31 protein-coding genes and 1 tRNA gene are annotated in these 26,115 nt (G+C 59.1%); 8 read left to right on the top strand and 24 right to left on the bottom strand.

Annotation, left to right across the window (positions count from 1 at the left end; all coding sequences use genetic code 11):
* Window positions 1–11: 11 nt before the first annotated feature.
* Both ACFOFO_RS21945 and ACFOFO_RS21950 read left to right on the top strand, forming a co-directional pair.
* Window positions 12–2,129, top strand: a complete 2,118-nt coding sequence (locus tag ACFOFO_RS21945; protein WP_390327266.1) for a catalase — start codon at window positions 12–14, stop codon at window positions 2,127–2,129.
* Window positions 2,130–2,190: 61 nt separating this feature from the next.
* Complete coding sequence (locus tag ACFOFO_RS21950) at window positions 2,191–2,502, top strand: hypothetical protein (protein WP_390327268.1); 312 nt, start codon at window positions 2,191–2,193, stop codon at window positions 2,500–2,502.
* A 603-nt stretch (window positions 2,503–3,105) separates the two neighbouring features.
* Here ACFOFO_RS21950 and phaP read toward each other — a convergent pair.
* From phaP to ACFOFO_RS21965, 3 genes are all read right to left on the bottom strand, one after another.
* Window positions 3,106–3,678 (bottom strand): TIGR01841 family phasin, encoded by a 573-nt coding sequence (gene phaP, locus ACFOFO_RS21955; RefSeq protein WP_390332883.1) that lies wholly within the window; start codon window positions 3,676–3,678, stop codon window positions 3,106–3,108.
* Window positions 3,679–3,855: 177 nt separating this feature from the next.
* Window positions 3,856–4,596 carry an acetoacetyl-CoA reductase gene (gene phbB / locus ACFOFO_RS21960; RefSeq protein ID WP_390332857.1) on the bottom strand — a complete coding sequence of 247 codons (741 nt, stop codon included), beginning with the start codon at window positions 4,594–4,596 and terminating at the stop codon, window positions 3,856–3,858.
* A 108-nt stretch (window positions 4,597–4,704) separates the two neighbouring features.
* Window positions 4,705–5,292, bottom strand: a complete 588-nt coding sequence (locus tag ACFOFO_RS21965) for a hypothetical protein (protein ID WP_390332859.1) — start codon at window positions 5,290–5,292, stop codon at window positions 4,705–4,707.
* Between the two features lie 667 nt (window positions 5,293–5,959).
* Between ACFOFO_RS21965 and ACFOFO_RS21970 the strand changes: the two genes are divergently transcribed.
* The 3 genes from ACFOFO_RS21970 (at window position 5,960) to ACFOFO_RS21980 (ending at window position 9,511) form a co-directional block, all read left to right on the top strand.
* Window positions 5,960–8,305 carry a Tex family protein gene (locus ACFOFO_RS21970; RefSeq protein WP_390327271.1) on the top strand — a complete coding sequence of 782 codons (2,346 nt, stop codon included), beginning with the start codon at window positions 5,960–5,962 and terminating at the stop codon, window positions 8,303–8,305.
* A 252-nt stretch (window positions 8,306–8,557) separates the two neighbouring features.
* Window positions 8,558–8,869 carry a Grx4 family monothiol glutaredoxin gene (gene grxD / locus ACFOFO_RS21975; RefSeq protein WP_390327272.1) on the top strand — a complete coding sequence of 104 codons (312 nt, stop codon included), beginning with the start codon at window positions 8,558–8,560 and terminating at the stop codon, window positions 8,867–8,869.
* A gap of 42 nt (window positions 8,870–8,911) precedes the next feature.
* On the top strand, window positions 8,912–9,511 hold the full coding sequence (locus tag ACFOFO_RS21980) for a UbiX family flavin prenyltransferase (protein ID WP_390327274.1): 600 nt from the start codon (window positions 8,912–8,914) through the stop codon (window positions 9,509–9,511).
* Between the two features lie 295 nt (window positions 9,512–9,806).
* Here ACFOFO_RS21980 and ACFOFO_RS21985 read toward each other — a convergent pair whose 3' ends face one another.
* The 7 genes from ACFOFO_RS21985 to petA form a co-directional block, all read right to left on the bottom strand.
* Window positions 9,807–9,962 carry a DUF3096 domain-containing protein gene (locus ACFOFO_RS21985; protein WP_390328258.1) on the bottom strand — a complete coding sequence of 52 codons (156 nt, stop codon included), beginning with the start codon at window positions 9,960–9,962 and terminating at the stop codon, window positions 9,807–9,809.
* A 143-nt stretch (window positions 9,963–10,105) separates the two neighbouring features.
* A tRNA-Thr gene (locus tag ACFOFO_RS21990) sits at window positions 10,106–10,181 on the bottom strand.
* Between the two features lie 26 nt (window positions 10,182–10,207).
* A complete protein-coding gene (locus ACFOFO_RS21995) occupies window positions 10,208–10,753 on the bottom strand; it encodes a ClpXP protease specificity-enhancing factor (RefSeq protein ID WP_390327275.1) in 546 nt (181 codons plus the stop codon).
* A 148-nt stretch (window positions 10,754–10,901) separates the two neighbouring features.
* A complete protein-coding gene (locus ACFOFO_RS22000; RefSeq protein ID WP_390327276.1) occupies window positions 10,902–11,513 on the bottom strand; it encodes a glutathione S-transferase N-terminal domain-containing protein in 612 nt (203 codons plus the stop codon).
* Between the two features lie 152 nt (window positions 11,514–11,665).
* On the bottom strand, window positions 11,666–12,430 hold the full coding sequence (locus ACFOFO_RS22005; protein WP_390327278.1) for a cytochrome c1: 765 nt from the start codon (window positions 12,428–12,430) through the stop codon (window positions 11,666–11,668).
* A gap of 21 nt (window positions 12,431–12,451) precedes the next feature.
* Entirely contained in the window at window positions 12,452–13,858 is a 1,407-nt protein-coding gene (locus ACFOFO_RS22010) for a cytochrome b (RefSeq protein ID WP_390328260.1), read from the bottom strand.
* On the bottom strand, window positions 13,858–14,478 hold the full coding sequence (gene petA, locus ACFOFO_RS22015) for a ubiquinol-cytochrome c reductase iron-sulfur subunit (protein WP_390332862.1): 621 nt from the start codon (window positions 14,476–14,478) through the stop codon (window positions 13,858–13,860). Before petA ends, ACFOFO_RS22010 begins: the two co-directional genes overlap by 1 nt.
* Before the next feature lie 289 nt (window positions 14,479–14,767).
* Between petA and mscL the strand changes: the two genes are divergently transcribed.
* Complete coding sequence (gene mscL / locus ACFOFO_RS22020) at window positions 14,768–15,184, top strand: large conductance mechanosensitive channel protein MscL (RefSeq protein WP_390332865.1); 417 nt, start codon at window positions 14,768–14,770, stop codon at window positions 15,182–15,184.
* Between the two features lie 102 nt (window positions 15,185–15,286).
* Here the strand turns inward: mscL and ACFOFO_RS22025 are convergent, their stop codons facing one another.
* Window positions 15,287–15,493, bottom strand: a complete 207-nt coding sequence (locus ACFOFO_RS22025) for a hypothetical protein (protein WP_390327281.1) — start codon at window positions 15,491–15,493, stop codon at window positions 15,287–15,289.
* A 22-nt stretch (window positions 15,494–15,515) separates the two neighbouring features.
* Here ACFOFO_RS22025 and ACFOFO_RS22030 point away from each other — a divergent pair, with 22 nt between their 5' ends.
* Complete coding sequence (locus ACFOFO_RS22030; protein ID WP_390327282.1) at window positions 15,516–16,691, top strand: Do family serine endopeptidase; 1,176 nt, start codon at window positions 15,516–15,518, stop codon at window positions 16,689–16,691.
* A gap of 25 nt (window positions 16,692–16,716) precedes the next feature.
* Complete coding sequence (locus ACFOFO_RS22035) at window positions 16,717–17,388, top strand: DUF2461 domain-containing protein (RefSeq protein ID WP_390327283.1); 672 nt, start codon at window positions 16,717–16,719, stop codon at window positions 17,386–17,388.
* Between the two features lie 8 nt (window positions 17,389–17,396).
* On the opposite strand, the gene tatC is transcribed toward ACFOFO_RS22035, so the two are convergent.
* The 13 genes from tatC to ACFOFO_RS22100 all read right to left on the bottom strand — a co-directional run bounded on the left by tatC (window position 17,397) and on the right by ACFOFO_RS22100 (window position 26,113).
* Entirely contained in the window at window positions 17,397–18,158 is a 762-nt protein-coding gene (tatC, locus tag ACFOFO_RS22040; protein ID WP_390327284.1) for a twin-arginine translocase subunit TatC, read from the bottom strand.
* A 127-nt stretch (window positions 18,159–18,285) separates the two neighbouring features.
* Window positions 18,286–18,762 (bottom strand): Sec-independent protein translocase protein TatB, encoded by a 477-nt coding sequence (gene tatB, locus ACFOFO_RS22045; protein WP_390327286.1) that lies wholly within the window; start codon window positions 18,760–18,762, stop codon window positions 18,286–18,288.
* 99 nt (window positions 18,763–18,861) lie between these two features.
* Window positions 18,862–19,071, bottom strand: coding sequence for a Sec-independent protein translocase subunit TatA (gene tatA / locus ACFOFO_RS22050; RefSeq protein ID WP_390327288.1), 210 nt, complete (start codon window positions 19,069–19,071; stop codon window positions 18,862–18,864).
* Between the two features lie 69 nt (window positions 19,072–19,140).
* The gene (locus tag ACFOFO_RS22055) at window positions 19,141–19,518 is read right to left on the bottom strand and encodes a histidine triad nucleotide-binding protein (RefSeq protein WP_390332867.1); all 378 of its coding nucleotides are present in this window, start codon (window positions 19,516–19,518) and stop codon (window positions 19,141–19,143) included.
* A 75-nt stretch (window positions 19,519–19,593) separates the two neighbouring features.
* Entirely contained in the window at window positions 19,594–19,968 is a 375-nt protein-coding gene (locus tag ACFOFO_RS22060; protein WP_390327290.1) for a phosphoribosyl-ATP diphosphatase, read from the bottom strand.
* A 22-nt stretch (window positions 19,969–19,990) separates the two neighbouring features.
* Window positions 19,991–20,389 (bottom strand): phosphoribosyl-AMP cyclohydrolase, encoded by a 399-nt coding sequence (gene hisI / locus ACFOFO_RS22065; protein WP_390327292.1) that lies wholly within the window; start codon window positions 20,387–20,389, stop codon window positions 19,991–19,993.
* Window position 20,390: 1 nt separating this feature from the next.
* Entirely contained in the window at window positions 20,391–21,152 is a 762-nt protein-coding gene (hisF, locus tag ACFOFO_RS22070) for an imidazole glycerol phosphate synthase subunit HisF (protein ID WP_390327293.1), read from the bottom strand.
* A gap of 59 nt (window positions 21,153–21,211) precedes the next feature.
* Window positions 21,212–21,991: a 1-(5-phosphoribosyl)-5-[(5-phosphoribosylamino)methylideneamino]imidazole-4-carboxamide isomerase gene (gene hisA / locus ACFOFO_RS22075; protein ID WP_390332868.1), complete on the bottom strand. Its 780-nt coding sequence runs from the start codon at window positions 21,989–21,991 to the stop codon at window positions 21,212–21,214.
* 121 nt (window positions 21,992–22,112) lie between these two features.
* Entirely contained in the window at window positions 22,113–22,763 is a 651-nt protein-coding gene (gene hisH / locus ACFOFO_RS22080; protein WP_390327295.1) for an imidazole glycerol phosphate synthase subunit HisH, read from the bottom strand.
* Between the two features lie 3 nt (window positions 22,764–22,766).
* On the bottom strand, window positions 22,767–23,390 hold the full coding sequence (locus tag ACFOFO_RS22085; RefSeq protein ID WP_390327296.1) for a MarC family protein: 624 nt from the start codon (window positions 23,388–23,390) through the stop codon (window positions 22,767–22,769).
* Entirely contained in the window at window positions 23,390–23,986 is a 597-nt protein-coding gene (gene hisB, locus ACFOFO_RS22090; protein WP_390328263.1) for an imidazoleglycerol-phosphate dehydratase HisB, read from the bottom strand. The genes ACFOFO_RS22085 and hisB overlap by 1 nt, the downstream gene beginning before the upstream one ends.
* A 54-nt stretch (window positions 23,987–24,040) precedes the next feature.
* Window positions 24,041–25,114, bottom strand: a complete 1,074-nt coding sequence (gene hisC, locus ACFOFO_RS22095; protein WP_390327298.1) for a histidinol-phosphate transaminase — start codon at window positions 25,112–25,114, stop codon at window positions 24,041–24,043.
* Between the two features lie 177 nt (window positions 25,115–25,291).
* On the bottom strand, window positions 25,292–26,113 hold the full coding sequence (locus ACFOFO_RS22100) for a DNA-methyltransferase (protein ID WP_390327300.1): 822 nt from the start codon (window positions 26,111–26,113) through the stop codon (window positions 25,292–25,294).
* Window positions 26,114–26,115 lie beyond the last annotated feature (2 nt).

Here is a 26,115-nt window from a genome sequence, read left to right on the forward strand (position 1 = left end):
GGAGACCACCAATGAGCAAGGCTAAAACCAACGGCGCTGCCAGCTCGCCCAAGCGCCAGGCGGGTAGCGCCAATTCGTACGGCGAAGGTCAGCTCGGCGCCGGCGGAGAGTTGCACCAGGCCGCCGGCGCCAGCCATCCCGAGATGACCACCAACCAGGGTCTGCCGCTGTCCGACAACCAGAATTCGCTGCGGGCCAATGCGCGCGGCCCGAGCCTGCTGGAAGACTTCGTGCTGCGCGAAAAGATCACCCATTTCGACCATGAGCGCATCCCGGAGCGCGTGGTGCACGCGCGCGGCACCGGCGTACACGGCTACTTCGAACTGACCAAGTCGCTCAAAAAATATACGCGCGCCAGGATATTGAGCGAGGTCGGTGAAAAAACCCCGGTGTTTGTGCGCATCTCGACGGTCGCCGGCGGTGCCGGCTCGGTCGACACGCCGCGCGACGTGCGCGGCTTCGCGGTCAAGTTCTACACGCGCGAGGGCAACTGGGATCTGGTCGGCAACAACATCCCGGTGTTCTTTATCCAGGATGCGATCAAGTTCCCGGATCTGATCCACGCCGTCAAGATGGAACCGGACCGCGGCTTTCCCCAGTCCGCCACGGGGCACGACACGTTTTGGGACTACATGTCGCAGACGCCGGAGGCGATGCACATGGTGATGTGGATCATGTCGGACCGCACGCTGCCGCGCTCGCTGCGCATGATCGAAGCGTTCGGCATCCATAGTTTCCGGCTGGTCACTGAAGGCGGCGATTCGGTGTTCGTCAAGTTCCACTGGCGGCCGAAGTTGGGACTACAATCAACGCTATGGGACGAGGCTGTCAAGATCGCCGGCGCCGACCAGGACTTCCATCGGCGCGACATGTTTGACGCGATCGCGGCAGGCAACTTCCCGGAATGGGAGTTGGCAGTGCAGATCTTCACGGCGCAGGAAGCTGAACAATTTCCGTTTGACCATCTCGACGCCACCAAGCTGATTCCTGAAGAGCTGGTGCCGCTGCAGGTGATCGGCCGCATGGTGCTGGACCGTTGGCCCGACAATTTCTTTGCCGAAACTGAACAGGTCGCGTTTTGTCCTTCGCATATCGTGCCGGGCATTGATTTTTCCAACGATCCCTTGCTGCAGGGCCGGCTGTTTTCCTATCTCGATACCCAGCTGTCGCGCCTCGGATCGGCCAACTTCCATCAGATTCCGGTGAATGCGCCGAAGTGCCCGTTCGCCAACCAGCAACGCGACGGCCACATGCAGATGGCGCAGCCCGCCGGCCGCGTCGCCTACGATCCCAATACGCTGTCCGACGCCGCGCCACGCGAAACGCCGACCACGGGTTTTCGCAGCGCGACAGCGACCGAAACCGGCGACAAGGGCCGCATCCGGGCGGCAAGCTTTGCCGACCATTACAGTCAGGCTCGCCAGTTCTACCGCAGTCAGACCGGGCATGAACAGGCCCACATCGCGTCGGCACTGGTGTTCGAGCTATCCAAGGTCGAACAGCCGCACGTGCGCCAGGCGATGGTCGGCCATCTGCGCCATATCGACGAGGACTTGGCCCAACGCGTCGCCGCCGGACTGGCCATGACGCCGATGCCGGCAGCGCCGCCGGCCGCCGCGACTGTGAAGGACATGGAACCGTCGCCGGCGCTGCAGATCATCGGCAAGATGCAGGCCACTTTGAGCGGGCGCTGTATCGGCATCCTAATCGCGGATGGCTCCGACGGCGCCGTGATCGCCTCGTTCAAGGCCGCCGCCACCGCTGCCGGTGCCGGCGTCAAGCTCGTCGCGCCAAAAGTGGGCGGTGCCAAGCTGGCCGACGGGTCGATGCTGGCGGCCGACGGTCAGCTGGCCGGCACGCCGTCGGTACTGTTCGACGCCGTCGCGATCGTGCTGTCCGAGGACGCCGCCAAGCTGCTGTCTGAGGACGCGGCGGCGGTCGACTTCGTGCGCGATGCCTACGCGCACCTGAAGGCGATCGCGGCCACCAGCGCGAGCAAAACCTTGCTGCAAAAAGCCGGCATCGCCAAGGACGACGGCGTGCTCGGCAGCAGCGATACCGGCGGATTTATCGCCGCCGCCAAGACGCGGCAATGGGTCCGCGAAAAATCGGTGCGGACGCTGGCGTAGACCGATCTGCACCCACACAGGAAACCGGTGTAATCAATTTTCAACACAGGAGGACAACACGATGAGACACCGCACAGAGCATGGCCAGAAACACGAGCCGGTCCGGCGCTTGTTGGACGAGGCCGACATCGGTAGTGGCGAAGAGAGTGATGCAGACCGCGAGACGCAACGGCAAATCGAGCAACGGTCCGAATCCGATCAAGCCAACCCGGATCAGGCACTGGACGAGGCACGGGCGCGCCAGCAGATGATCGAGGGCAATGCCGATGTATCGGGCACACTGGAACGGCTGGAAAAAAAGCGTTCCCTTGGAAAGGATGACCCCGACAGCCTGATTAACGATACCGACCCGGTACCGCCGAAGGGCAATTGAACGATTCAATTCGGCTTTGGCACTGCGGCGTGCCGGAGGGCGCTGCAGTGTCAGGTGGCCTGAGGCGCGGCCGTAACGGTTCGCAGGTGCCTGATGTATAGCCTACCCGCTAGCCGCGTTGGCCACCGCTAAAGGCGCACGTGTTCATATACTCCTTCACAATAAATCTCTGTGCGCTTATTTTTATTGCACATATTTTATATACTCCATCTATTTTTCCGCTCTGTCGACGATTTTTCTATACGCGCTGCGTGCTTGATTACTGTCAGAGTCATGCGCAAGTCGTCGCGCTGTCCGACATCCCGCGCTTCCAACAGCTCGGTGTATTGCCGTCGATGCAGCCGACTCATGCGACAACCGGATCGGCCACGAGCGCATCAAGGGCGCGTATGGGTGGCACAGCTTGCTGCAGCAGGGCTCGATCATCCCCCTGCGGCTCCGATGATCCCGATATCTGGGATATGCTGTATTCGCGATCCCCATTTTAAAAAATGCCGTTCGATGGCTTAACCGAACGGCATTGCCCGTTGACCTGTGTCTGCCGCAAGCAGCTGATACCGTACTGTTTAGTACCCCGGCCGTGAGAGACGCCCCATCCAACGATTACTTGTTGGTAGCGCGGCGGGTCGTCTTTTCAACGGCTTGCGAAAACTGGTTCGCTGCCGTCGTCAAGTGATTGTCCAGCGCGTCAACCACTTGGTGCGTTGTCTTGGCCAACTGCTCATACCCCGCGTTCGCATTGCCGATTGCGGATTTCACTAGCGCAATGGCGTTTTCCGAACCAGCCGGTGCGTTTTTGGTCATTTCGTCGATCAGCACCGTTAATTTTCGATTGCTTTCAGCGATTTGCGCTTCCGCTGCTTTGGTAAAGTCGGCTTGCGCGCTGGACGCGATACTGGCCACATGGCGACCATAAGCGAGCGTGAGCGTCTTTTCAATATTCGGCTGGACATGGCCGGCTGTCAGCAAGAACCATTCTTGCAGATCTTTGGCAGACAGGAGTTCTTTGGCTGCAACGGTCGATTCTGCGAAGGAGGCTTTGGCCGCGCTCATGTTCAGATCGACCATTTTTTGTACGCTTTCGAATGCTTTATTGGTCAACGCGGTGGTGCTCGCGAGGTGCGCATCGACATTGGCTTTGATAAGTGCTGAAAACTGTTCGGGGATAAAAAACATGGATTCCTCCTTAGGGGTACTTCGGTAATGTGCGAGCATTTTTCGCTAGTTCGATTAAGCATTTTCTCTTTTTCGAGAGTCTGTTGCCGCCGAGCATCGTGTCACAAGGGCGAGTTTCTCGTCCGCCCTGCCTGACACGGTACCCGCTTCCCACAACGACAATAACTATGTTGCCCGCTAGTACATGTGTTGGCCGCCGTTGATGGCGATATTCGCCCCGGTCAAGAATGCCGCCTCATCCGACGCAAGATAGGCGACCAAGCCAGCGACTTCTTCCGGTTTGCCCAAACGCGCCATCGGAATCTGCGAAATGATCTTACTGTCGAGCACTTCCTGCGGAATCGCCATCACCATCTTGGTGCCAATGTAGCCCGGCGAGATCGTGTTGACCGTCACCGCTTTGCGCGCCACCTCCAGCGCCAGCGCTTTCGTGAATCCATGCATGCCGGCTTTGGCGGCTGAATAATTGGTTTGGCCGAATGCCCCTTTTTGCCCATTGATCGACGAGATATTGATAATCCGTCCCCAGCCGCGCTCGACCATGCCGTCGCATACCGGCTTGGTCATATTGAAGACCGAATCGAGATTGGTATGCATCACCGCATCCCAGTTGAGCTTGTCCATTTTCTTGAAGCTCATGTCACGGGTGATGCCGGCATTGTTGACGAGCACATCGATCGGGCCAATGTCTTTTTGAACTTGGGCCACGCATTGTTGTGCGGAATCATAATTGGCGACATCGCAGGGAAAGGCGCTGAAGTCATGATCCAATTTGCCCATCGCAGCTAACCATTCCTGGGCTTTGGTATTGCCGGGGGAATACGTGGTAACCACTCGGTAACCCAGGGTCGCGAGCTTGATGCACACCGCTTCCCCTAAACCACCCATGCCGCCGGTAACCAATGCGATTCTCGTCATTTACTTGTCTCCATATATTGAATGAACTGCGACTAAAAAAATGATCGGGCCAGCCAGCACAAAGCGGATGTGCCATTACTGTATTACTGGATTACTGGATTACGGATGTCAGGTTGGCCGGCTGAGGGTGTTGAATGGCCTTACTGGAATGGGCCCCATTGGATACCACACTGCATGCGCGGATCGTTTGCGCGCATCATTTTCTGCGTCAAGCGACAGAAATTGGGCGCATATGGCAAACCACTCTTCGTTCGGTATTACGCGTCGCGCGATCAGGAATAGCTCCTCTTCTTCTTTCGCCAGTCTTTGCAGCAGACTCTGGCAATAGAGTTCCATGGAGCAATACAACTCTCTTATTTGAACCATCCCTTGGACGCAGACCTGCCGCGATTGCGCCACAACGGACCTGAGAATACTCGCCCCCAGCGTACTTAAAGATTCAAGCTCGGCAAGCAGAGAATCCGCTTCGCGCGTGGCCTTTCGGATGGCTGGAATCACGTACACCTCGACTTTACGCTGATGACAGGAGTCATCAATCTGAACGAGTTGATTCACGACAGATTCAAGACCAAGCGGATCAATGGCCTGTCGGGCCTTCGAACTGCTTTGCAAGTATTGTTGGAGCGTGGAAGAGGTGGCCCACGTTTTTTTGTGTTCGACTGCAATAGCGACAAGCGCATAAGTGGCGGTTAGCATTTCGTCTCCTGGAATGCATCTCTTTGGATGCTAGTCTACGATTGAGAATTTGATTGAATCAGTTTGATTTAAAGCAACAGTAGATGGGAACCGGTTGACGATAAAAACGAATTGAATAATCAAGAGGAGGCTAGGCCACAAGCCGTGAGTTAGGCCCCACGGTCGGTCCAATTGTCGTCGCAATGACATTTCATTGTCAAGTATTGACAATTCATGTCGCGTACTGACAATTAATTGTCGTGTGTTGACAATTCATTGTCAACACATTGATCTAGCCAAACGTCCAAGATGGACCGCTATCATCGCTTTTTGCAATGCTGCTTCAAAGCGATTGCGAATGATCTTGATGAAATGAGGCCATAAGTAACAATTGGATACGATGCAAGTTGCTGCGTTAGATTGCGTATGGAGATGGCGTCGATAAGCGTAAGGATGAGGATAATACCGGTGCGGCTATGGTGACGATGCCATTAGTCGCCCCCCCCTTTTGCGTTGCCAGGGAAAATGCTCAAACGGAATTACGGCACAACTCATTGATTTGTAGTGAAAGCAGCTTGCAGTAATTTCGATTGTGCTCAGCATGCCGGGTTTTCGGCATTGTCAAGACTGGCGGATTCGCCTCAAGTGCGTATCATCGTGCGCTTGTCTTCATTTTTACTGAATCCTCATGTTGCCATCGATTGAACAACGTCTCGCCGCTGAACTTGCGGCCAAAGCGGCGCAAGTCGTCGCCGCCATCGCCCTGCTCGATGAAGGTGCCACCGTGCCCTTCATCGCGCGTTACCGCAAGGAGGCGACTGGCGGACTCGACGATATCCAGCTGCGCTTGCTGGAAGAGCGCTTGCGCTACCTGCGCGAGCTGGAAGAACGGCGCGGCGCGATCATCGCGTCGATCGAGGAACAGAACAAGATGACGCCGGCATTGCTCGACGCCATCAGCCACGCCGAGGACAAGACCCGGCTGGAAGACCTGTACCTGCCATACAAACTGAAGCGCCGCACCAAGGCCCAGATCGCGCTGGAGGCGGGACTGCTACCGCTGGCAGATGCGTTGCTGGCCGACCCGAGCTTGAATCCGGAACAGGAAGCGAGCAACTATCTGAAACCGGCGTTCGCCACCGACCACGGCGACAATCCCGGCGTGGCGGACACCAAGGCGGCGCTGGACGGCGCCCGGCAGATCCTGATGGAGCGCTTCGCCGAGGACGCAACACTGCTGCAAGGCCTGCGCGATTACCTGCTGGAGCACGGCGTGGTCGAATCGAAGGTGGCCGACGGCAAGCAGGACGCTGGCGAAAAATTTGCCGATTATTTCGACTACTCGGAGACGCTGTCGACCATCCCGTCGCACCGTGCACTGGCCTTGTTCCGCGGCCGGCGGGAAGAGATGCTGAACGTGGTGCTGCGGCTCGACACCGAAGAGGAAAAGCCGAAATGGGACGCGCCGCACAACCCGTGCGAAGGACGCATCGCGGCCCGCTTCGGCATCAAGCACCAGGGCCGTGCGGCCGATAAATGGCTGGCCGACACGGTGCGCTGGACCTGGCGCGTCAAGAGCTTCATGCACCTGGAAACCGAGCTGATGGGCGCACTGCGCGAGCGCGCCGAGGTCGAGGCGATCAATGTGTTCGCCCGCAACCTGAAAGCCTTGCTGCTGGCGGCGCCGGCCGGTCCGCGCGCGACCATGGGGCTCGATCCCGGCCTGCGCACCGGCGTCAAGGTCGCGGTCGTCGACGCGACCGGCAAGGTAGTCGATACTCATACCATCTACCCCCATCAACCGCGCAACGATTGGGACGGATCGCTGCATACTCTGGCAGGACTGGCGGAAAAGCATAGGGTAGCCTTGATCTCGATCGGCAACGGCACCGCGTCGCGCGAAACCGACAAGCTGGCACAGGACCTGATCAAGCTGCGGCCGGAGCTGAAGCTGACCAAGATCGTGGTGTCGGAAGCCGGCGCGTCGGTATATTCGGCGTCCGAATTCGCGTCAAAGGAATTGCCCGACATGGACGTGTCGCTGCGCGGTGCGGTCTCGATCGCGCGCCGCCTGCAAGACCCATTGGCGGAGCTGGTGAAGATCGATCCGAAGTCGATCGGCGTCGGCCAATACCAGCACGATGTCGGCCAGACCCAACTGGCACGCTCGCTCGATGCGGTGGTCGAGGATTGCGTGAATGCGGTCGGGGTCGACGTCAATACCGCGTCGGCGCCGCTGCTGGCGCGCGTTTCGGGCCTGTCATCGAGCGTGGCGCAAAGCATCGTCAGCTATCGCGATGCCAAGGGCATGTTCGGCTCGCGCGCCGAACTGAAAGCGGTACCGCGCCTGGGCGACAAGACCTACGAGCAGGCCGCCGGCTTCTTGCGCGTGATGGGCGGCGCCAATCCGCTCGACGCCTCTTCGGTGCATCCGGAATCGTATCCGCTGGTCGAAAAAATCCTGGCCGATATCAACAAGGACATGAAGGCTGTGATTGGCGACGAGCGGCTGCTGAAGTCGCTCAATCCGGCCAAGTATGCCGATCAGCGGTTCGGCGTGCCGACCGTGACCGACATCCTGAAGGAGCTGGAAAAGCCCGGCCGCGATCCGCGACCGGAATTTACCACCGCCACCTTCAAGGACGGCGTCGAGCAGATCAGGGACTTGCGTCCCGACATGATCCTGGAAGGGGTGGTCACCAACGTCGCGGCGTTCGGCGCATTCGTCGACATCGGCGTGCATCAGGACGGCCTAGTGCATATTTCGGCGCTGTCGAACAGCTTCGTCAAGGACCCGCACACGGTGGTCAAGGCCGGCCAGGTAGTCAAGGTCAAGGTGCTGGAAATCGATGAGAAGCGCAAGCGGATCGCACTGACGATGCGGCTGACCGACAGCGCGCCCCAGCCCGGTGCACGGCCGGAACAACGCGGCGACCGCAACGACGGCAAGCGACTGGCCCAGCACCAGCAACAGGCGAGCCAGCCGGTCGCGAACGGCGCGATGGCATCGGCGTTTGCCAAGCTGAAGGGCTGAGACCGCAGGCGGGGCGGCCCAAGTCTTGGGTGCGTCCCGTCTTATTTCATATACTGTCAGTAATGACAGTGCAATACGAAATACTCATTTGCGGAGTTGACACATACTCCAAAACAATTGAAATTTTACCGGCGTTGCCGACGCCGGCGCTGCCTGCCACGCGACGGGACCCCGGAGCGACCGCAAGCATTGCAGCGCCATTCTTCTTATAATGGCGGTATTCATCCCTACACCAATCGAAGGACAGCATCAATGAGCGACGTACAAGCCTGGATCAAGGAAACCGTGACGAACAACCCGGTCGTGTTGTTCATGAAGGGCACCGCGCAGTTTCCACAATGCGGCTTCTCCGGTCGCGCAGTGCAGATCCTGAAGGCCTGCGGCGTGCAGGATCTGGTCACGGTCAACGTGCTCGATGACGCCGACGTGCGCCAGGGCATCAAGGAATTTTCGAACTGGCCGACCATCCCGCAACTGTATATCAAGGGCGAATTCATCGGCGGCTCCGACATCGTCGGCGAGATGTATGAAAATGGCGAGTTGAAGGCGATGCTTGAAGCCTAAGTCTTCTTCGGATACGCATCACGTGGTCGCTGGGCAGCGCCGATGAGCGTTGCGGCACAGGATCGCCCCCAGCGTCTGATCGTTGCGATCACCGGCGCCAGCGGCGCGATCTATGGCGTGCGCCTGCTGCAAGTCTTGCATGAGTTGCCCGGCATCGAAACCCATTTGATGATTTCGGAAGCCGGCGCGTTGAACCTGCATCACGAGCTCGGCATGAAGCGCAAGGATGCCGAGGCATTGGCACACCAGGTGCACAATGTGCGCGATGTGGGCGCCGCGATTGCCAGCGGCTCGTTCCAGTCGGACGGCATGATCGTTGCACCGTGTTCGATGAAGACCCTGGCCGGCGTCGCCCACGGCCTGTCCGACAATCTGATCACGCGCGCCGCCGACGTGGTGCTGAAAGAGCGCCGCCGCCTGCTGCTGATGGTGCGCGAAACACCGTTCAACCTGGCGCACCTGCGCAACATGACGGCGGTGACCGAGATGGGCGGCATCATCTTCCCGCCGGTACCGGGCTTCTATCAACGACCGCAGAGCATAGAACAAATGGTCGACCACAGCATCGGTCGCGTGCTCGACCTGTTCGAAGTGCCGCACGCGTTGGCGCCGCGCTGGCAGGGTCTCAAGCAACGCGACTGAATTGTCGCCCCGGCAATACGTTCCTACTGGCTGGCCCGCAATTGAGGTCAGCGAAATAAAAAAGCCCGCGATCAGCGCTGACCGCGGGCTTTATTTGTCTGGTGCCGATCATTCATCAAACAACACCAGAACTTACACAATCCAGAGAATGTAGGGTGCGCCATGCGCACCATTCCCGATACCGACGCTACAGTGGTGCGCAAGGCGCACCCTACTTCTGCCCGTTTTGCGCAAATCCTGAATACCTAAAGTGCTGGCACCCAATGAAGAATGGTCCCCACATGGCACCGATTGGTCAGTGCAGCCGCAAACTCCCCAGCCCGAACAAACCGATCAGCCCGACCGCGATCAGGTAGATGGCGATGATAAAACTCAGCAGGCGCGGCATGACCAAAATGAGAATGCCGGCCAGCAGCGAGACCAATGGAACAATGGTGATATGAATATTCAAGATGATGATCTTCCATGAGGTGAGATTAATCAACGCCGGCAATCACCGAAATGACTTGTCGGAATTCCGCAATATTGCCACTCCGATGCTACCAAAAAAACAAAAAGGATTAGCAACCGCTAGGTGCTAACCCTTTTCTTTACTGGTGCCGACTGCCGGTTTCGAACTGGCCACCTGATGATTACAAATCAACTGCTCTACCAAATGAGCTAAGTCGGCGAAACTTTTGAGAACGAGATTGTACTCTATTTTATTCGCGTCAGGGTAGGCCGGCCGCCGGATTTTGGCGCGTCCGGCGAATCGTCCGGTGGCTTCGGCGCCTCGGTCGGTTTGCTGTCTGGCGCCTTCGATGGAATCGAGGTCAGGCGCGGTCCGCTGGTGCTGGCGGTGGCACTGTCGTTCGGCGCGCTGTCCGCCGGTGCTTCATGCTGCGCTGGGTCGGATGACGCGTCGTCGTCGACCGCGCCGGCGACCGGCATCTCGAATGCCATGCCCTGCCCATTTTCGTTGGCATAGATCGCCAGCACATTGTCGATCGGGACATAAATTTCACGCGAGACACCACCGAAACGGGCGTTGAAAAGCACCGCATCGTTGTCCATTTTCAAGCCGCTGGTGGCGCCAAAGCTGATGTTGAGCACGATCTGCCCATTCTTGACGAACTGCATCGGCACCCGCGTGCCGGCGTCGACGGCGACTGCGATATGCGGCGTGAAGCCGCTGTCGGTGCACCATTCATAGATGGCGCGCAGCAAATAGGGCTTGGTCGAGGGAGTGGACGGTGCTGACATGATGTGACCTGCTTGGGACAAACGACGATTCAATTCGGGGATCCGGCGCACGCCCCGTTGCCCCGATCCGGGATCAGTATACATCCCGGTACCGGATCAACGGGGCGCGGCCTTGCTGCAATCTACGATAAATTGCGGGCAGGCGCAATTAACGGCGCATGACCTTTTCGGACGGGGTCAGCGCCTCGATATAGGCCGGACGCGAAAAGATGCGTTCGGCGTATTTCATCAGCGGCGCTGCGGTTTTCGACAACTCGATACCGTAATGATCCAGACGCCACAATAGCGGTGCGACTGCGACGTCGAGCATCGAAAATTCGTCACCCAGCATGTACTTGTTCTTCAGGAACAGTGGTGCCAGCGTGGTCAAGCGGTCGCGGATCTCGGCGCGCGCCTTGTCGTGGATCTTTTCCGAACCTTTCGATTTGTCGTTCTCCAGCGTGTTGACATGGATGAACAATTCCTTCTCGAAATTGAACAGCATCAAACGGGCGCGTGCGCGCATCAGCGGATCGGCCGGCATCAGCTGCGGATGCGGGAAACGCTCATCGATGTATTCGTTGATGATGTTCGATTCATACAGCACCAGATCGCGTTCGACCAGGATCGGTACCTGGCCGTAGGGATTCATGGTCGAGATGTCTTCCGGCTTGTTGAACAAGTCGACATCGCGCACTTCAAAGTCCATGCCTTTCTCGAATAGCACGAGACGGCAACGCTGGGAAAATGGGCAGGTCGTGCCCGAGTAGAGAACCATCATTTTTATAGTTCCTTAGAAACGAAAGGGTGAGGCGCAGCGTTCATCATTGCGGCCCACCCCAAAACACACATTCACATCCGTGAACGAAATAATTGAAGCCAGGAAACCGGTCGGCCGATCACTCCTCGATCATGCAAACCGGGTGCCAGACATCACTTGATGTCTTTCCAATAAGCTGCGTTCAAACGCCATGCCAGTACCGAGAACAGGCCGAGAAACAGCAGCACCCAGACGCCGAGGCGTTTGCGGGTATTTTGTGCCGGTTCACCCATCCATTGCAGGTAGGCAACCAGATCGGCCACCGCGATGTCGTAGTCGGTGCCCGACAGCTTGCCAGGCTTGACCTGCTCGAAGCCGACGAATTTGTGCACGATCTTGCCTTCTTCGTGCTCACCCTTTTCTTCGACGTACTTGACGTTGCGCACGCCTTGCAATTCCCATAATGCATGCGGCATGCCGACGTTCGGGAACAGCATGTTGTTCCAGCCGGTTGGGCGGCTGTTGTCCTTGTAGTAGGTTCGCAGATAGGTGTAGATCCAGTCCGCGCCGGAACCCGCCTCCGAGGCCTTGGCGCGCGCGATCACGGACAGGTCCGGCGGTACCGCACCGAACCATTCCTTGGCGTCCTTGGCAGTCAGCGTGTTCTTCATCAGATCACCGACCTTGTCGCCGGTAAACAGCAGATTGTTCCTGATCTGGTCTTCCGACAGGCCGATGTCGCGCAGGCGGTTGTAACGCATCGCCGACGCCGCATGGCAGTTCAGGCAATAATTGACGAACAGCCTGGCGCCGTTTTGCAAGGCCGCCATGTCCGTGCCGCGCTCAGGCGCGCGATCGAGCGGGAAGCCGCCCTCGTTAGCGAACGCCAGCGCCGGTAGCAGCACCAGGGTTGCGATCAGTTTTTTCATAAAAGTCATGTCTTATATCCCTTTGAGCGCTTAGTGCGGATGGAAGGTCACACGCTGCGGCACGGGCTTGAACCGGCCCATCGCACTCCACCACGGCATCAGCAGGAAGAAGCCGAAGTAGATGAAGGTGCCGATCTGCGCCGTCAGGGTACGACCGACGGTCGGCGGCAAGGTACCGATATAACCGAGCACCACGAAGGCGATGCCGAACAGGATGTAGACATACTTGTGCCAGTCAGGACGATAGCGAATCGATTTGACCGGCGATTGGTCGAGCCATGGCAGCGCGAACATGATCATCACCGAGACGCCCATCAGCACCACGCCGAAGAACTTGGCGTCAAACACGAACATGCTGGCGATGATCAGCAGACCGACCACCGCAATCGCCATCTTGATGCTGGCAGCCAACCTGGTCCTCAGGAAGATCAGGCCGACATAGGCGGCGATACCGGCAATCAGCGCATAAATGAATTGCGAAGTGGTGGCACGCAGGATCGAGTAGAACGGCGTGAAATACCAGACCGGGGCGATATGCGGCGGCGTCTTCAGCGAATCGGCCGGGATGAAGTTGTTGTACTCCAGGAAGTAACCGCCCATTTCCGGCGCGAAGAACACGACCGCGCTGAAAATCGTCAGGAATACGATTACGCCGAAGATGTCATGCACCGAATAGTAAGGATGCGATGGAATCGAGTCGAGCGGATGACCGTCCGGGCCGAGGTTTTCCTTGACTTCGATGCCGTCAGGATTGTTGGAGCCGACTTCGTGCAACGCGATCAAATGCGCCACCACCAGGCCCAGCAGCACCAGTGGGATGGCGATCACGTGGAACGCGAAGAAGCGGTTCAGGGTCGCATCGGACACCACGTAGTCACCCCGAATCCACAGCGACAGATCAGGACCGATGAACGGGATTGCGCCGAACAGGTTGACGATCACCTGCGCGCCCCAGTACGACATCTGGCCCCATGGCAGCAGGTAGCCGAAGAAGGCTTCGCCCATCAGGCACAGGAAAATGGCGACGCCGAAGATCCAGATCAATTCGCGCGGCTTGCGGTACGAGCCGTACAGCAGGCCGCGTGTCATGTGCAGGTAGACGATGATGAAGAATGCCGAGGCACCGGTCGAGTGCATGTAACGCACCAGCCAACCCCAGGGCACGTCGCGCATGATGTATTCGACCGAGGCGAACGCGAGGTTGGCATCCGGCTTGTAATGCATCACCAGGAAAATGCCGGTAACGATCTGTATCACCAGCACCAGCATCGCCAGCGAACCGAAGATGTACCAGAAATTGAAGTTTTTCGGCGCGTAGTACTGGCCCCATTGATCGTTCCAGAGCTTGGTCAGCGGAAAGCGCGAGTCGACCCAGTTCAGTGCCTTGTCGGCCATCGGCGCATTGGCCGGGAGTTTCTTTTCAGTGAACGCCATGATTACGCCTCACCTTTCTCATCTTTGCCGATCAGGATCTTGTTCTCCGACAGATACATATGACGCGGCACGTCGAGGTTGTTCGGTGCCGGCTTGTTCTTGAATACGCGACCGGCCAGGTCGAAAGTCGAACCGTGGCAAGGACACAGGAAGCCGCCTTCCCAATTATCCGGCAGCGAAGTCTGCGGACCGGGGGTAAACCGCGACGATGGCGAGCAGCCGAGGTGCGGACAGATCCCGACCACGACCAGGTTTTCTTCGTGACCGGCGTGCGAACGGGTGTTGTTCTTGTTCTTGCAATAGTCCGGCAGGTCCATCGTATAAGGCTTGGTGGACTCCGGATCGGCCACTTCGGCCGTCGTGTCCGCCAGCGTCTTCAATTGTTCCGGTGTGCGCTTCATGATCCAGACCGGCTTGCCGCGCCACTCGAACACCTTCATTTCGCCCGGCTTCAGGTCGGAAATATCGGCCTCAACCGGCGCACCGGCGGCTTTCGCGCGCTCGGATGGCTGGAAAGTACTCACAAAGGCCCCTGCAGTGGCCAGTCCAGCCACACCGCCCGCCGCGCACGTAGCGACGAGCAAGCCGCGTCGGCCGGAATCGACCTGCTTTTCGTTACTCATACCACCCCAATCAATCAAAATGCGAAATTTTTTCGAAGCCAATCGTGACTTCTAGCAACCTTAAATTATAGCGGAGCCGGCCCCCGTTTTAAAGTGAAAGATGCGTAGCGGCCGATATTTGGCCGTATTTTCGGGATTTTTAGCTGAATGCGGCGAGATTCTGCACCGCCCGACGCGGATTGCCGATGCCATGCCCGACTGCATTTGCTGGTAATCCGCTTGTCATTTGCCATTCTGCAGGGCAAGGGGTTAGAATCAATTTGCTTTTTTTACAATACAGAGGGATGCCATGTCGATGATGGGAGAATTCAAGAGCTTTGCGATCAAAGGCAATGTGATGGACTTGGCGGTCGCTGTAATTATCGGTGCCGCGTTTGGCAAGATTGTCGAGTCGTTGGTCCAGGATCTGATCATGCCGGTGGTCGGTACGATTTTCGGGGGCCTCGATTTCTCGAATTACTACCTGCCATTGCACGGTCAGGGCACCCAACTGGCACTGGTCGAGGCGAAGAAGGCCGGCGCCGTATTGGCCTATGGCAATTTCCTGACGATCCTGATCAACTTCGTCATCCTCGCCTTCATCATTTTCCAGATGGTGCGTATCGCCAACAAGACACAAAAGCCGAAGGTCGAAGCGGCGCCGGTGACACCGGAAGACGTCATATTGCTGCGCGAAATTCGCGATGCGCTGAAAAACAGGCCGTAAGCCGGAATCTGCACACCGACCAGCCAGTCCGTCGGGCTGGCTTTTTTTTTGTCGACAGCTCACGACTGAGCTTGCGCGAACTTATATACTCCATGACATGCATCAATCTGCCGTGCATAATAAAATCAAAATCTGCATATACTCGTCTATCATGCCGACGATCGTAGCGCCGGTGCGGATCCCGGCCGCAGCAAGAAGGTCGGCACGCCCTTCCACCGGCTGGCTGTTTAGGCAATAATCGTTTGGATGCAACGGGGTCGGCACTGGATATTTCGCCGTTTCGCCCTTATTTACCAATAACTCATTCAAAACTCATTCAATTCCAATCCCTATGCGACGTCTCTGGCTGTTATTTGCACAAACCATCACGGTCGCCCTTGCGCTGTGGTTTATCGTGGCCACCCTGAGGCCTGAATGGGCGCCACGGTTGCTGGGCGGCGCGCACAGTGTCCAAGTCGCGAGTTCAACCGTCATGCTGAAGGAAGCGCCGGCCAACGCGACCGGCCAGGCCTCGTACCGCAACGCGGCCATGCTCGCGATGCCGACCGTGGTCAACGTATTCACCACCCAGGAAGCGAAGCGGGCCACCAATCCGCTGCTAGAAGATCCGTTGTTCCGCAAGTTTTTTGGCGATCAGCTGGGGCCGCAAGAAGAAAAGCAATCGAGCCTCGGCTCCGGGGTGCTGGTCAGCACGCAAGGCTATATCCTGACCAATAACCATGTGGTCGAGGCCGCCGACCAGATCGAGGTGGCGCTGGCCGACGGTCGCAAGGCGTCCGCCAAGGTAGTCGGCACCGATCCTGAAACCGATCTGGCCGTGATCAAGATCGACTTGCCGAATCTGCCCGCAATTACCTTGGGCCATGCGGAACAGGCGCGGGTCGGCGACGTGGTGCTGGCCATCGGCAATCCGTTTGGCGTCGGCCAGACCGTCACGATGGGCATCATTTCTGCACTTGGGCGCAACCATCTGGGCATCAATACCTTTGAAAACTTCATCCAGACCGATGCCGCGATCAATTTCGGCAATTCCGGCGGCGCGCTGATCGATACCAACGGCAACCTGCTCGGTATCAACAGCGCCATTTATTCACGCACCGGCGGCTCGGTCGGCATCGGCTTCGCGATTCCGACCACCACCGTGAAGACCGTGATGGATTCAATCATCAGTACCGGTCAGGTGGTGCGCGGCTGGATCGGTGTCGAGCCGCAGGACATCACCCCGGAACTGGCGGAAAGCTTCGGTCTGTCGAAAAAATCCGGCGCCATCATTGCCGGCGTCATGAAGAATGGCCCGGCCGACAAGGCCGGCATGCGCCCGGGCGACATTCTGGTCGCGGTCGAAGGCAAGCCGGTGGCCGACACCACCGACATGCTGAACCTGATCGCTCAATTGCAACCGGGCAAGGCGGTCAAGATGACGGTGCTGCGCAAGAGCCAGCAAACCACGCTCGAGGTGAATGTCGGCAAGCGGCCGAACATCAAACGGCTTGAACCTCACGAATAGAACGAGAACGCGACCAGAATCCCAGATGCACATCCGCGACCTGACCCGCTTTCTCGCCGAATTGGCGGAGAACAATAACCGACCGTGGTTTGTGATGAACCAGCCGCGCTATGATATTTTGCGCGCCGAATTCCTGACGCTGGTCACGCGCCTGATCGACGACCTCGGCCGGTTCGACCCGGCGGTGGTTGACTGCAATCCGAAGAAGGCGCTGTTCCGGATCAATCGCGACATGCGGTTTGCGCATGACAAGCGCCCGTACAAGACCACGTTCTCGGCGTCCATCGTGCCGCTCGGCCGCAAGAAGCCGAGCGAAGGCGGCGGGCCGGCTTATTACTTCCATATCGATGCCGCCGGCAAGCTGCTGTTAGCGGCCGGCGAATATATGCCGCCGGCCGATCGCTTGCGCGCGATCCGCAACCATATCGTGGCCGACGCGGCCGGATTTACCAAGCTGATGAACACCAGGAAACTGCGCGCCGGATTCGACGGCCTGCTGCAGGAAGGCAAGCTGAGTCGCCCGCCGAAAGGCTTCGACCCGGATGCGCCGCACATCGATTATCTGAAGTTGAAGAGCTTTATCGTGGTCCGCGAGCATTCCCTGACCGAGCAGATTCCAGACGATCTGGGTGCTGAGTTGGCGCTCGGCTTCAAGGCCGCCTACCCGTTCGTCAGCTGGTTGCGGGGCGCGACCTAAGCTACAGATCAGGTTGACTCTTCCGGCGCCCGTGTCGCACGCGCGAAGATCGGTGCCAGCAACAGGCCGATCTCATACAGCAGACACATTGGCACCGCCAATGAAAACTGGCTGACCACATCGGGCGGCGTGACGACCGCCGCAATCACGAATGCGCCGACGATCACATACGGCCGGATCGCCTTCAGCTTGTCGACCGTCACCAACCCCATCCTGACCAGTACCACCACCACCACCGGCACCTCGAAGGTCATGCCGAATGCGAGGCACATCGTCATCACGAAATCGAGGTAATTTTCAATGTCCGGCGCCACCGTGATCGAGGTCGGCGCGAATTCGTTGATGAATTTGAAGACACGGCCGAACACCAGAAAATAGCTGAATGCGACGCCGGCCACAAACAGCAGCGACGACGAAATCACCAACGGCATTACCAGCTTCTTTTCATGTGCATACAGGCCGGGCGCGATGAAGGCCCAGACCTGGTACAACACCCACGGCAAGGCCAGGATGAAGGCCAGCAGCAACGTGACTTTCATCGGCACCAGGAACGGCGAAATCACGCCGGTCGCGATCATCTTGGCGCCGTTCGGCAGCGACGCCATCATCGGCCGCGCCAGGAAATCGTAGATGCGGGCCGGCCCCGGCCACAGCAGCAGCGCAGCGCACATCAGCGCGACCCCGATCGACGCGCGTACCAGCCGGTCGCGCAGTTCAATCAGATGCGAAACGAAGGTGTCTTCGACCGAAGTCTGGTTCGGATCTGTCATTTAACCTGGAACCGGCAGTTGACCGCTTGTTAGTTTCGATAAATTCATGAATTGATTGAAGTTTTTCATGGTTAAGCAGTTCACCCTTTGGGTGAGAAAACTAGCGGCGCGATTGCCGTTGCCAGGTTTAAAAGAACGAGTGGGCAGATTTGCGGCCGGGCCGGTGCTTGGCGACGCGCGCCGCGCCAGACGTTACCCGCATCTTGGTGCCATGTTGCTGCTTATACCAGGCCGGGATGGCCGAGCTGCGCGCCAGCTTCTTGCGACGAAAATTCTTGGCTTTTTGCGCCAGCCGGGAAGGCTCGGGGACCGCGACCTCGTCACCATGCCAGGCCGACTGCAATTCCCGTTGCGTCTGCGCCAGGTCTTGCGCGATCGACTGCCCGATGTCCTGCGCCGCGCTCTGGACTTCTTGCTGCATCTTGCGCAACTCATCCAGTTCGATTTCTCGGCTGACTTCCGATTTGACCTGATTGATGTAGCGCTGTGCGCGGCCATATAGTGAACCGGCCATGCGTGCCACTTTCGGCAGTTTTTCAGGGCCGATCACCACCAGCGCAACCACGCCGATCAGTGCCAGTTTTGCGAGTCCAAGGTCAATCATGCTGTGCGGGCGCGGGGCGCTTCGGTGCCGCAGCGGGCTGCATCAGCTGCGGCATGGATGACGGCGGGATCACGGCGCGACCGCGGTGGGAAGCGGCGCTCAATGCCCGTTCTTCTCTTTCGCGTCGACGTCGATGGTGGTCTTGTCGGCGGGCTGGGCGGTCTTTTCATCCTCGCCCTTGACCCCGTCCTTGAAGCCCTTGACTGCCTTGCCGAGGTCGGAGCCGATATTGCCGATTTTCTTGGTGCCGAATACCAGCATCACGATCACCAGCACGATCAGCCAGTGCCAAATACTGAATGAACCCATGTCTTCTCCTTGCGGACGCTTACGTCCTGATGTTAATTTATTGCCGCGCTCCGCTCTGCGGCTCCGCGCTCAAGCCAGCTGCTTGCCGTGCCAGGGCCGTGGGCCACCGATCACGTGTATATGCAGATGGTACACCTCCTGCCCGCCGTCGGGTCCGGTGTTGATCAGCGTCTTGTAGCCGCCCGTTTCCCTGCCATTGGTATCAGTGGTCACGCCGCAACCCTGCTCTGCCGCGAGTTGCGGCACCAGGGCCAGCAGCTTACCAAGCATTTCTGTATGGGAATTGTTGCATGCCGACAGGGTCGGCACATGCTGCTTCGGGATGATCATGAAATGTACCGGCGCCGCCGGATTGATGTCCTTGAAGGCGAGGAAGCTATCGTCTTCGTAGACGACGCTGGCCGGAATCTGCTTCGCGGCGATCTTGCAAAAAATACAGTGGTCCAAGTGCGCTCCGTTGTCTGATTGATGTTGTCTGGTTCTATCGTCGCGCGCGGCTCGCGTTGACGCCACCGAGCGGAATCAAAAAGTTGATTTTCCTTCGTCGGCGTCGCGCAACATATCCTTACGCGCCGCTTTTTCTTCGATGCCGGAAATGCCTTCGCGCCGCGCCAGTTCCGCCAGCACATCCTGCGGCGTGAGCCCGAACTGCGCCAGCATGATCATCGAATGGAACCACAGGTCGGCGCACTCGTACAAGACCTTCGACGTGTCGCCGTCGACGCGGGCATCTTTCGCCGCCATCACGGTTTCGGTCGCTTCTTCGCCGATTTTTTTCAGGATGGCATCGTCGCCCTTGGCAAACAGTCGCGCCACATACGAGGTGGCCGGGTCGCCGCCATTGGCCGGCTTGCGCGTTTCGATCCGCTCGGCCAGACGCTTTAAGGTGTCGCTCACTTCTTGGTCTCGCTTCTTGGTTTCATTTGTAAAAAGTTTCAGGATCCTTCAGCACCGGTTCGACGGTCAGCCATTCGCCGTCCTTGGCATCGCCCGCGAATTGCTGGAAAAAGCAGGAATGACGGCCGGTATGGCAGGCGATGCTGTCGACTTGCTCGACTTTCAGCAACACCACATCCTCGTCGCAATCGAGCCGGATTTCATGCACTTTCTGGATATGGCCGGATTCTTCGCCCTTGTGCCACAGCTTCTTGCGCGAGCGGCTCCAGTACACCGCCTCGCCCAGTTCGACCGTGCGCGCCAGTGCGTCGCGGTTCATCCAGGCGAACATCAGCACGTCGTTGCTGCCGACTTCCTGCGCGATCACCGGCACCAGGCCAGACTCGTCCCACTTGATTTTATTCAGCCATTTGCCGTTCATCTCAGCTTAGCCTCATCGGTATACCCTGGGCGGCCATGAAGCGCTTGGCCTCCTGCACGGTATGTTGCCCGTAATGAAAAATACTCGCCGCCAGCACCGCATCGGCCTTGCCAAGCTTGATGCCGTCGGCCAAGTCCTGCAGGTTGCCGACGCCACCCGACGCAATCACCGGAATCCCGACCGCATCCGACACCGCGCGCGTCAGCCCGAGGTCGAAGCCGACCTTGGTGCCGTCGCGGTCCATGCTGGTCAGCAGGATTTCGCCGGCGCCCAGGCTTTCCATCTTCTGCGCCCATGCGATCGCGTCCAGTCCGGTCGCGTTGCGGCCACCGTGGGTAAACACTTCCCATTTGCCGGGCGCGGTCTGCTTGGCATCGATCGCGACCACGATGCATTGCGAACCGTGTTTCTGCGATGCATCGAATACCAGTTGCGGGTTAGTCACCGCCGAGGTATTCATGCTGACCTTGTCGGCGCCGGCATTGAGCAAACGCCGGACGTCCTCGACCACGCGCACGCCGCCGCCGACGGTGAGCGGAATGAAGACCTGCGACGCCACCGCCTCGATGATCGGCAGGATCAGGTCGCGTCCGTCACTGGAGGCGGTGATGTCGAGGAAGGTGAGCTCGTCGGCGCCCTGTTCATCGTAGCGGCGCGCGATCTCGACCGGGTCGCCGGCGTCGCGCAACTCGGTGAAATTGATGCCCTTGACGACTCGACCGGCGGTCACGTCGAGGCAGGGAATGATACGTTTTGCAAGCATGTTTTACCTTGGTCCGGCAACGCGCCAGCCCGCAAACTGCGGCGCGGGCTGCATGGCTGTCATTGCTGATTTTCCTGATTCGTCAACTCATCGGCGCGCAACTGCGCCGATTGCAAATCAATCGTGCCTTCGTAAATCGAGCGACCGCAGATCACCGCCTCGATGCCTTCGTCCTGCACCGCGCAGAGCGCCTCGACGTCGGCCAGATTGTGCAGACCGCCGGATGCGATCACCGGGATCTTGACCGCTTGCGCCAGCTTGACGGTGGCCTCGATATTGACGCCGCCCATCATGCCGTCGCGGCCGATGTCGGTGTAGACGATCGATTCGACGCCATAGGCTTCGAATTTCTGCGCCAGATCGATCACCTCGTGGCCGGACAGCTTGCTCCAGCCATCGGTCGCGACCTTGCCTTCCTTGGCATCCAGACCGACGATGATGTGGCCCGGGAACGCGCCGCAGGCGTCGTGCAGGAAACCGGGACTCTTGACCGCCGCGGTACCGATGATGATGTAGGTGATGCCGTCGTCCAGATAGCGCTCGATCGTGTCCAGATCGCGGACACCGCCACCCAGTTGCACCGGGATCTCGTCGATCTCGTTGGCCACGGCGAATTCCTGTACCACCTTGATGATCGATTTGACCGCCGCCTCGTTCTTCGGCTTGCCGGCAAATGCGCCATTCAGGTCGACCAGATGCAGCCGGCGCGCGCCGCGCTGCAGCCAATGAAGGGCCATCTGGGCCGGGTCTTCGGAAAACACGGTGGCTTGATCCATGTCGCCCTGTTTCAGGCGAACGCAGTGACCGTCTTTCAGGTCGATGGCAGGAATGAGCAGCATGGCGGGCTTGGCTTGGTTGAGTTAAGAGAGTATCGACAGTATGACGTCAATGTGGCTATGGGTGTGGCTATGGGTAGGAGCAAATTGATGACCGATCTGGTGTCCGGCTATTCTGCCGGAATCACGGACTCCAGTGCACGAAATTTTTGTACAGTTGCAAACCCGCGCCGGCGCTCTTTTCCGGATGAAACTGGGTCGCGAAAATATTGTCGCGCGCCACTGCACAGGAGAATGGTGCGCCATACAGCGTCTGGCCTACCGTGTGCGCCGGGTTTTCCGGCACCGCGTAATAGCTGTGCACGAAATAGAAATAACTGTCGTCGGCGATGCCGTTCCACAACGGATGCGACACGCTTTGCTGCACCTGGTTCCAGCCCATTTGCGGCACTTTGAAGCGCGAACCGTCCTGCTGCAGCTGACCGTCGAGACGGAAACGGACCACCTTGCCTGGCAGCAAACCCAGCCCGGCAGTGCCCTGGCCGCTATCGCCTTCTTCGCTCCAGTCGAACAGCATTTGCTCGCCGACGCAGACGCCAAACAGCGGCTTGCTGCGCGCCGCCTCCAGCACCGCATCCTGCAGGCCCGACTCGCGCAGGCTGCGCATGCAGTCGCGCATCGCGCCCTGGCCCGGCAACACGATGCGTTCGGCGGCGCGGATTTCGGCGACGTCGCTCGAAATCCGCACCTCGATCTCGGGCGCGACATGGCGCAAGGCCTGCGCCACCGAGCGCAGATTCCCCATGCCGTAATCAACAATTGCAATCATTTTCATCTTTTATCTCGCTAATACGGGTAACAGCCGTTGCAAGCCGTCGGCGATGATTTCCACCGCCAGCGCCGCCAGCATCAGGCCCATCAGGCGGGTCGCGATATTGATGCCGGTACGGCCCAGCAAGCGCGCGATGCGACCGGCCATCGACAGCGCCATCACCACCAGCACCGCCATCGCGACGCCGGCCACCAGCAGACCGACATACTGGGTCCAGCCCTTGATGTTATGCGAATACACGATCACGGTACTGATTGACCCTGGCCCGGTCAGGAACGGGATGGCGAGCGGCACCACGCCGATATTGGGCTTGGTTTCGGCCTCCGTTTCTTCTTCCGGCGTACTGCGCGAGCCGCTCGCCTTGGCGTTCAGCATGTTCAGCGCAGTCAACAGGATCACCAGGCCGCCGCCGACCTGCAGTGAGCCGACCGAGATCCCGAAAAAATCGATGATCTGCTGGCCCAGCAATCCCGACACCACGATCACCACCGCGACGCTGATCGCCGCCGTGATGATGGTCTTGCGGCGCTCTTCGTGCGTCATCTGTTCCGTCAGCGAAATGAAAATTGGCACCGCACCCAGCGGGTTGACCAGCGCCAGTAACGCGACGAACAGCTTGGTACTGTCCACTACAGGCTGCCCTTGGTCGACGGAATCGTGCCGGCGGCGCGCGCATCGAATTCGGCCGCCATCCGCAGCGCCCGGCCGAAAGCCTTGAATACGGTTTCACACTGATGATGAGCGTTGTCACCACGCAGGTTATCGATATGCATCGACACCAGCGCGTGATTGACGAAGCCCTGGAAGAATTCGTGCGTCAGGTCGACATCGAACGAACCAATCATCGAGCGCTTGAACGGCACATGGAATTCCAGCCCCGGGCGCCCGGAGAAGTCGATCACCACCCGCGACAGTGCCTCGTCCAGCGGCACGTATGCATGGCCGTAGCGGCGGATGCCCTTCTTGTCGCCGATCGCCTTGGCAAATGCCTGGCCGAGCGTGATGCCGACGTCTTCCACTGTGTGGTGGGCGTCGATATGCAGGTCGCCGTGGGCCTCGATATCGAGGTCGAACAAGCCGTGGCGCGCGATCTGGTCCAGCATGTGGTCCAGAAACGGCACGCCGGTATTGAGCCTCTGCTGTCCGGTGCCGTCGATGTTGATCGCCACGCGGATCTGGGTTTCATTGGTGTTGCGGGTGATTTCGGCGGTGCGGGGAGCGAGCATGGTCGGCATGGGTTTGGGTAGGGCTAAGGATTACAAGATTACAAAAACACAAAATTACAAAACGAGCGAAGCTTGCAGCGCATCGAGCAGCACGCGATTCTCTTCCGGGGTGCTGACGGTGATGCGCAGGCAATTCGCCAGCAGAGCATGCATTTTACCCACATTTTTGATCAGGACTTTGCGTTCCAGCAGGCGCGCGAACAGCTGGTCGGCATCGGGCTCCCGAATCAGCAGGAAATTGGCGGCCGACGGGAACACCTCGATCCCCATGCCGGCCAGTGCCGCCGCCACGCGGCCGCGCTCGCTGCGCAACTGCGCGGCTTGGGCGTCGAGCACGGTGATGTGCTCCAGCACGAATTCGGCCGTGGCCTGGGTCAGCACATTGATATTGTATGGCGGCCTGACTTTGTCGAATTCCGCCAGCAGCGCCTTGCTGGCCGCCATGTAGCCGAGCCGGATGCCGGCCAGGCCGAGCTTGGACACGGTGCGCATTACGACCAGGTTGGCAAATTCCGGCAGCCGCGGCATGAAACTGGCCTGCGCGAACGGCTGGTAAGCCTCGTCGGCGATCACGATGCCGGTCTCGCCGACCGCACGGATGATCTCGACCATCGCATCGGCATCGAACAGGTTGGCGGTCGGGTTGTTTGGATAGGCCAGATACACGATCGCCGGCCGGTGTTGCGCAATCGCGGCCAGCATCGCGGCCAGGTCCAGCGTGAAATCGGGTTGCAGCGGTACACCGACAAATTCGAGCCCGGCAAACTGGGCCGCCATCGCATACATTACGAAACCCGGCACCGGCGCCAGCACCTTGGCGCCGGGCCTGGCACAGGCCACCGAGATCAGCGAAATCAGTTCGTCCGAGCCATTGCCCAGCATCACGTCGAAACCGGCCGGCACTCCGAGCGTGGTGCAAATCATCGCCTTCAGCGCGGCGTAGGTCGGCACCGGATAGCGATTCAGCGCGACGTCGCCCAAGCGCAGCGCCAGCGCAATGCGCAGCTCGTCCGGCAAGGTGTACGGATTTTCCATCGCGTCCAGCTTCACCAGCCCGCTCGGGTCGGGCACGTGGTAAGCCGACAGCGCGCGAATGTCGGGACGGATGACGGTTTCGATTAAGGACATGAGGATGGTGGTTTCAGGTGATGCGCGCCGGCTGGCGCAAAAATATACTCTTGCAGTGTCGGCTTGTTTCCGCAAATAAATAAAGGGGCACAGTCACATACTCCTCATTTCTTAAAAATCTCGGGCGTTATCCAGTGCCCGCAACAGTCCCGCAAAATGCTGCCTTCGGGCGGCGCGTTACAGCGCCAGCGCGGTCTGGCCGTAGCCACAAGCGTCGCCACCCAGCGCGGCCAGCCGCTGCTCTATGATTTCACAATATTCGGTATTCAGCTCGAAGCCGACATAATCCCGGCCGCAGCGGCGCGCGGCCACCGCCGTGGTACCGCTGCCCATGAACGGGTCGAGCACCACGCCCCCCGGCGGGCAGGAGGCCTTGACCATGCGCTCGACGATTTCGAGCGGCTTCTGGGTCGGGTGGTCGGCCCGCTCCCGATGCTCGCGATGCAGCCGCGACACGCTCCACACGTCCTTCGGGTTGTAGCCGAGTTCCAGCCATTTGGAGCCGACAAAGATCGAGCGCGAACGGGCTTTCTTGGTTTCGGCATCGTACGGAATCCGGATCGCATCGAGGTCGAAATAATAGCCCTTCTGACGCACGAAAAAGCCGATGGTGTCGTGCACTGAGCTGAAGCTGCGCGTGCTGCCGCCCATCGACGGCACCCGCCGGTCCCAGATGATTTCGTTCATCATCGTCATGCGCTGCTTGAGCATCACGAAGATTTCCGGCGCATAGCGCCAGGTCAGGAAAATGTACAGGCTGCCGCTCGGCTTCAGCTTCGGCAGCGCCGCGTCGACCCAGTGCTGCATCCAGCGCAGATAGGCGTCGGCATCGAGCTTGTCGGAATCATTGCCGTAATCCTTGCCCAAGCCATACGGCGGGTCGGCCACGATCAGGTCGATCGCGCCGTCCGGGATGCGCGCCAGTCCATGCAGCGCGTCTTCGCAATAAATCCGGTTGCGCCAGTCGGTCCGTCCGTTCTGCATGCTGTGCTGATCCATGC

The organism is Pseudundibacterium arcticum, from assembly GCF_042646465.1.
GTDB classification, from domain to species: domain Bacteria; phylum Pseudomonadota; class Gammaproteobacteria; order Burkholderiales; family Burkholderiaceae_D; genus Undibacterium_A; species Undibacterium_A arcticum.

What these genes read in the sequence shown, in the direction of transcription:
- ACFOFO_RS21945 (WP_390327266.1), top strand. Translation starts at nt 12, where the DNA reads ATGAGCAAGGCTAAAACCAACGGCGCTGCCAGCTCGCCCAAGCGCCAG.
- ACFOFO_RS21950 (WP_390327268.1), top strand. Translation starts at nt 2,191, where the DNA reads ATGAGACACCGCACAGAGCATGGCCAGAAACACGAGCCGGTCCGGCGC.
- phaP (WP_390332883.1), bottom strand. Translation starts at nt 3,678, where the DNA reads ATGTTTTTTATCCCCGAACAGTTTTCAGCACTTATCAAAGCCAATGTC.
- phbB (WP_390332857.1), bottom strand. Translation starts at nt 4,596, where the DNA reads ATGACGAGAATCGCATTGGTTACCGGCGGCATGGGTGGTTTAGGGGAA.
- ACFOFO_RS21965 (WP_390332859.1), bottom strand. Translation starts at nt 5,292, where the DNA reads ATGCTAACCGCCACTTATGCGCTTGTCGCTATTGCAGTCGAACACAAA.
- ACFOFO_RS21970 (WP_390327271.1), top strand. Translation starts at nt 5,960, where the DNA reads ATGTTGCCATCGATTGAACAACGTCTCGCCGCTGAACTTGCGGCCAAA.
- grxD (WP_390327272.1), top strand. Translation starts at nt 8,558, where the DNA reads ATGAGCGACGTACAAGCCTGGATCAAGGAAACCGTGACGAACAACCCG.
- ACFOFO_RS21980 (WP_390327274.1), top strand. Translation starts at nt 8,912, where the DNA reads ATGAGCGTTGCGGCACAGGATCGCCCCCAGCGTCTGATCGTTGCGATC.
- ACFOFO_RS21995 (WP_390327275.1), bottom strand. Translation starts at nt 10,753, where the DNA reads ATGTCAGCACCGTCCACTCCCTCGACCAAGCCCTATTTGCTGCGCGCC.
- ACFOFO_RS22000 (WP_390327276.1), bottom strand. Translation starts at nt 11,513, where the DNA reads ATGATGGTTCTCTACTCGGGCACGACCTGCCCATTTTCCCAGCGTTGC.
- ACFOFO_RS22005 (WP_390327278.1), bottom strand. Translation starts at nt 12,430, where the DNA reads ATGACTTTTATGAAAAAACTGATCGCAACCCTGGTGCTGCTACCGGCG.
- petA (WP_390332862.1), bottom strand. Translation starts at nt 14,478, where the DNA reads ATGAGTAACGAAAAGCAGGTCGATTCCGGCCGACGCGGCTTGCTCGTC.
- mscL (WP_390332865.1), top strand. Translation starts at nt 14,768, where the DNA reads ATGTCGATGATGGGAGAATTCAAGAGCTTTGCGATCAAAGGCAATGTG.
- ACFOFO_RS22030 (WP_390327282.1), top strand. Translation starts at nt 15,516, where the DNA reads ATGCGACGTCTCTGGCTGTTATTTGCACAAACCATCACGGTCGCCCTT.
- ACFOFO_RS22035 (WP_390327283.1), top strand. Translation starts at nt 16,717, where the DNA reads ATGCACATCCGCGACCTGACCCGCTTTCTCGCCGAATTGGCGGAGAAC.
- tatC (WP_390327284.1), bottom strand. Translation starts at nt 18,158, where the DNA reads ATGACAGATCCGAACCAGACTTCGGTCGAAGACACCTTCGTTTCGCAT.
- tatB (WP_390327286.1), bottom strand. Translation starts at nt 18,762, where the DNA reads ATGATTGACCTTGGACTCGCAAAACTGGCACTGATCGGCGTGGTTGCG.
- tatA (WP_390327288.1), bottom strand. Translation starts at nt 19,071, where the DNA reads ATGGGTTCATTCAGTATTTGGCACTGGCTGATCGTGCTGGTGATCGTG.
- hisI (WP_390327292.1), bottom strand. Translation starts at nt 20,389, where the DNA reads ATGAACGGCAAATGGCTGAATAAAATCAAGTGGGACGAGTCTGGCCTG.
- hisF (WP_390327293.1), bottom strand. Translation starts at nt 21,152, where the DNA reads ATGCTTGCAAAACGTATCATTCCCTGCCTCGACGTGACCGCCGGTCGA.
- hisA (WP_390332868.1), bottom strand. Translation starts at nt 21,991, where the DNA reads ATGCTGCTCATTCCTGCCATCGACCTGAAAGACGGTCACTGCGTTCGC.
- hisH (WP_390327295.1), bottom strand. Translation starts at nt 22,763, where the DNA reads ATGAAAATGATTGCAATTGTTGATTACGGCATGGGGAATCTGCGCTCG.
- hisB (WP_390328263.1), bottom strand. Translation starts at nt 23,986, where the DNA reads ATGCTCGCTCCCCGCACCGCCGAAATCACCCGCAACACCAATGAAACC.
- hisC (WP_390327298.1), bottom strand. Translation starts at nt 25,114, where the DNA reads ATGTCCTTAATCGAAACCGTCATCCGTCCCGACATTCGCGCGCTGTCG.
- ACFOFO_RS22100 (WP_390327300.1), bottom strand. Translation starts at nt 26,113, where the DNA reads ATGGATCAGCACAGCATGCAGAACGGACGGACCGACTGGCGCAACCGG.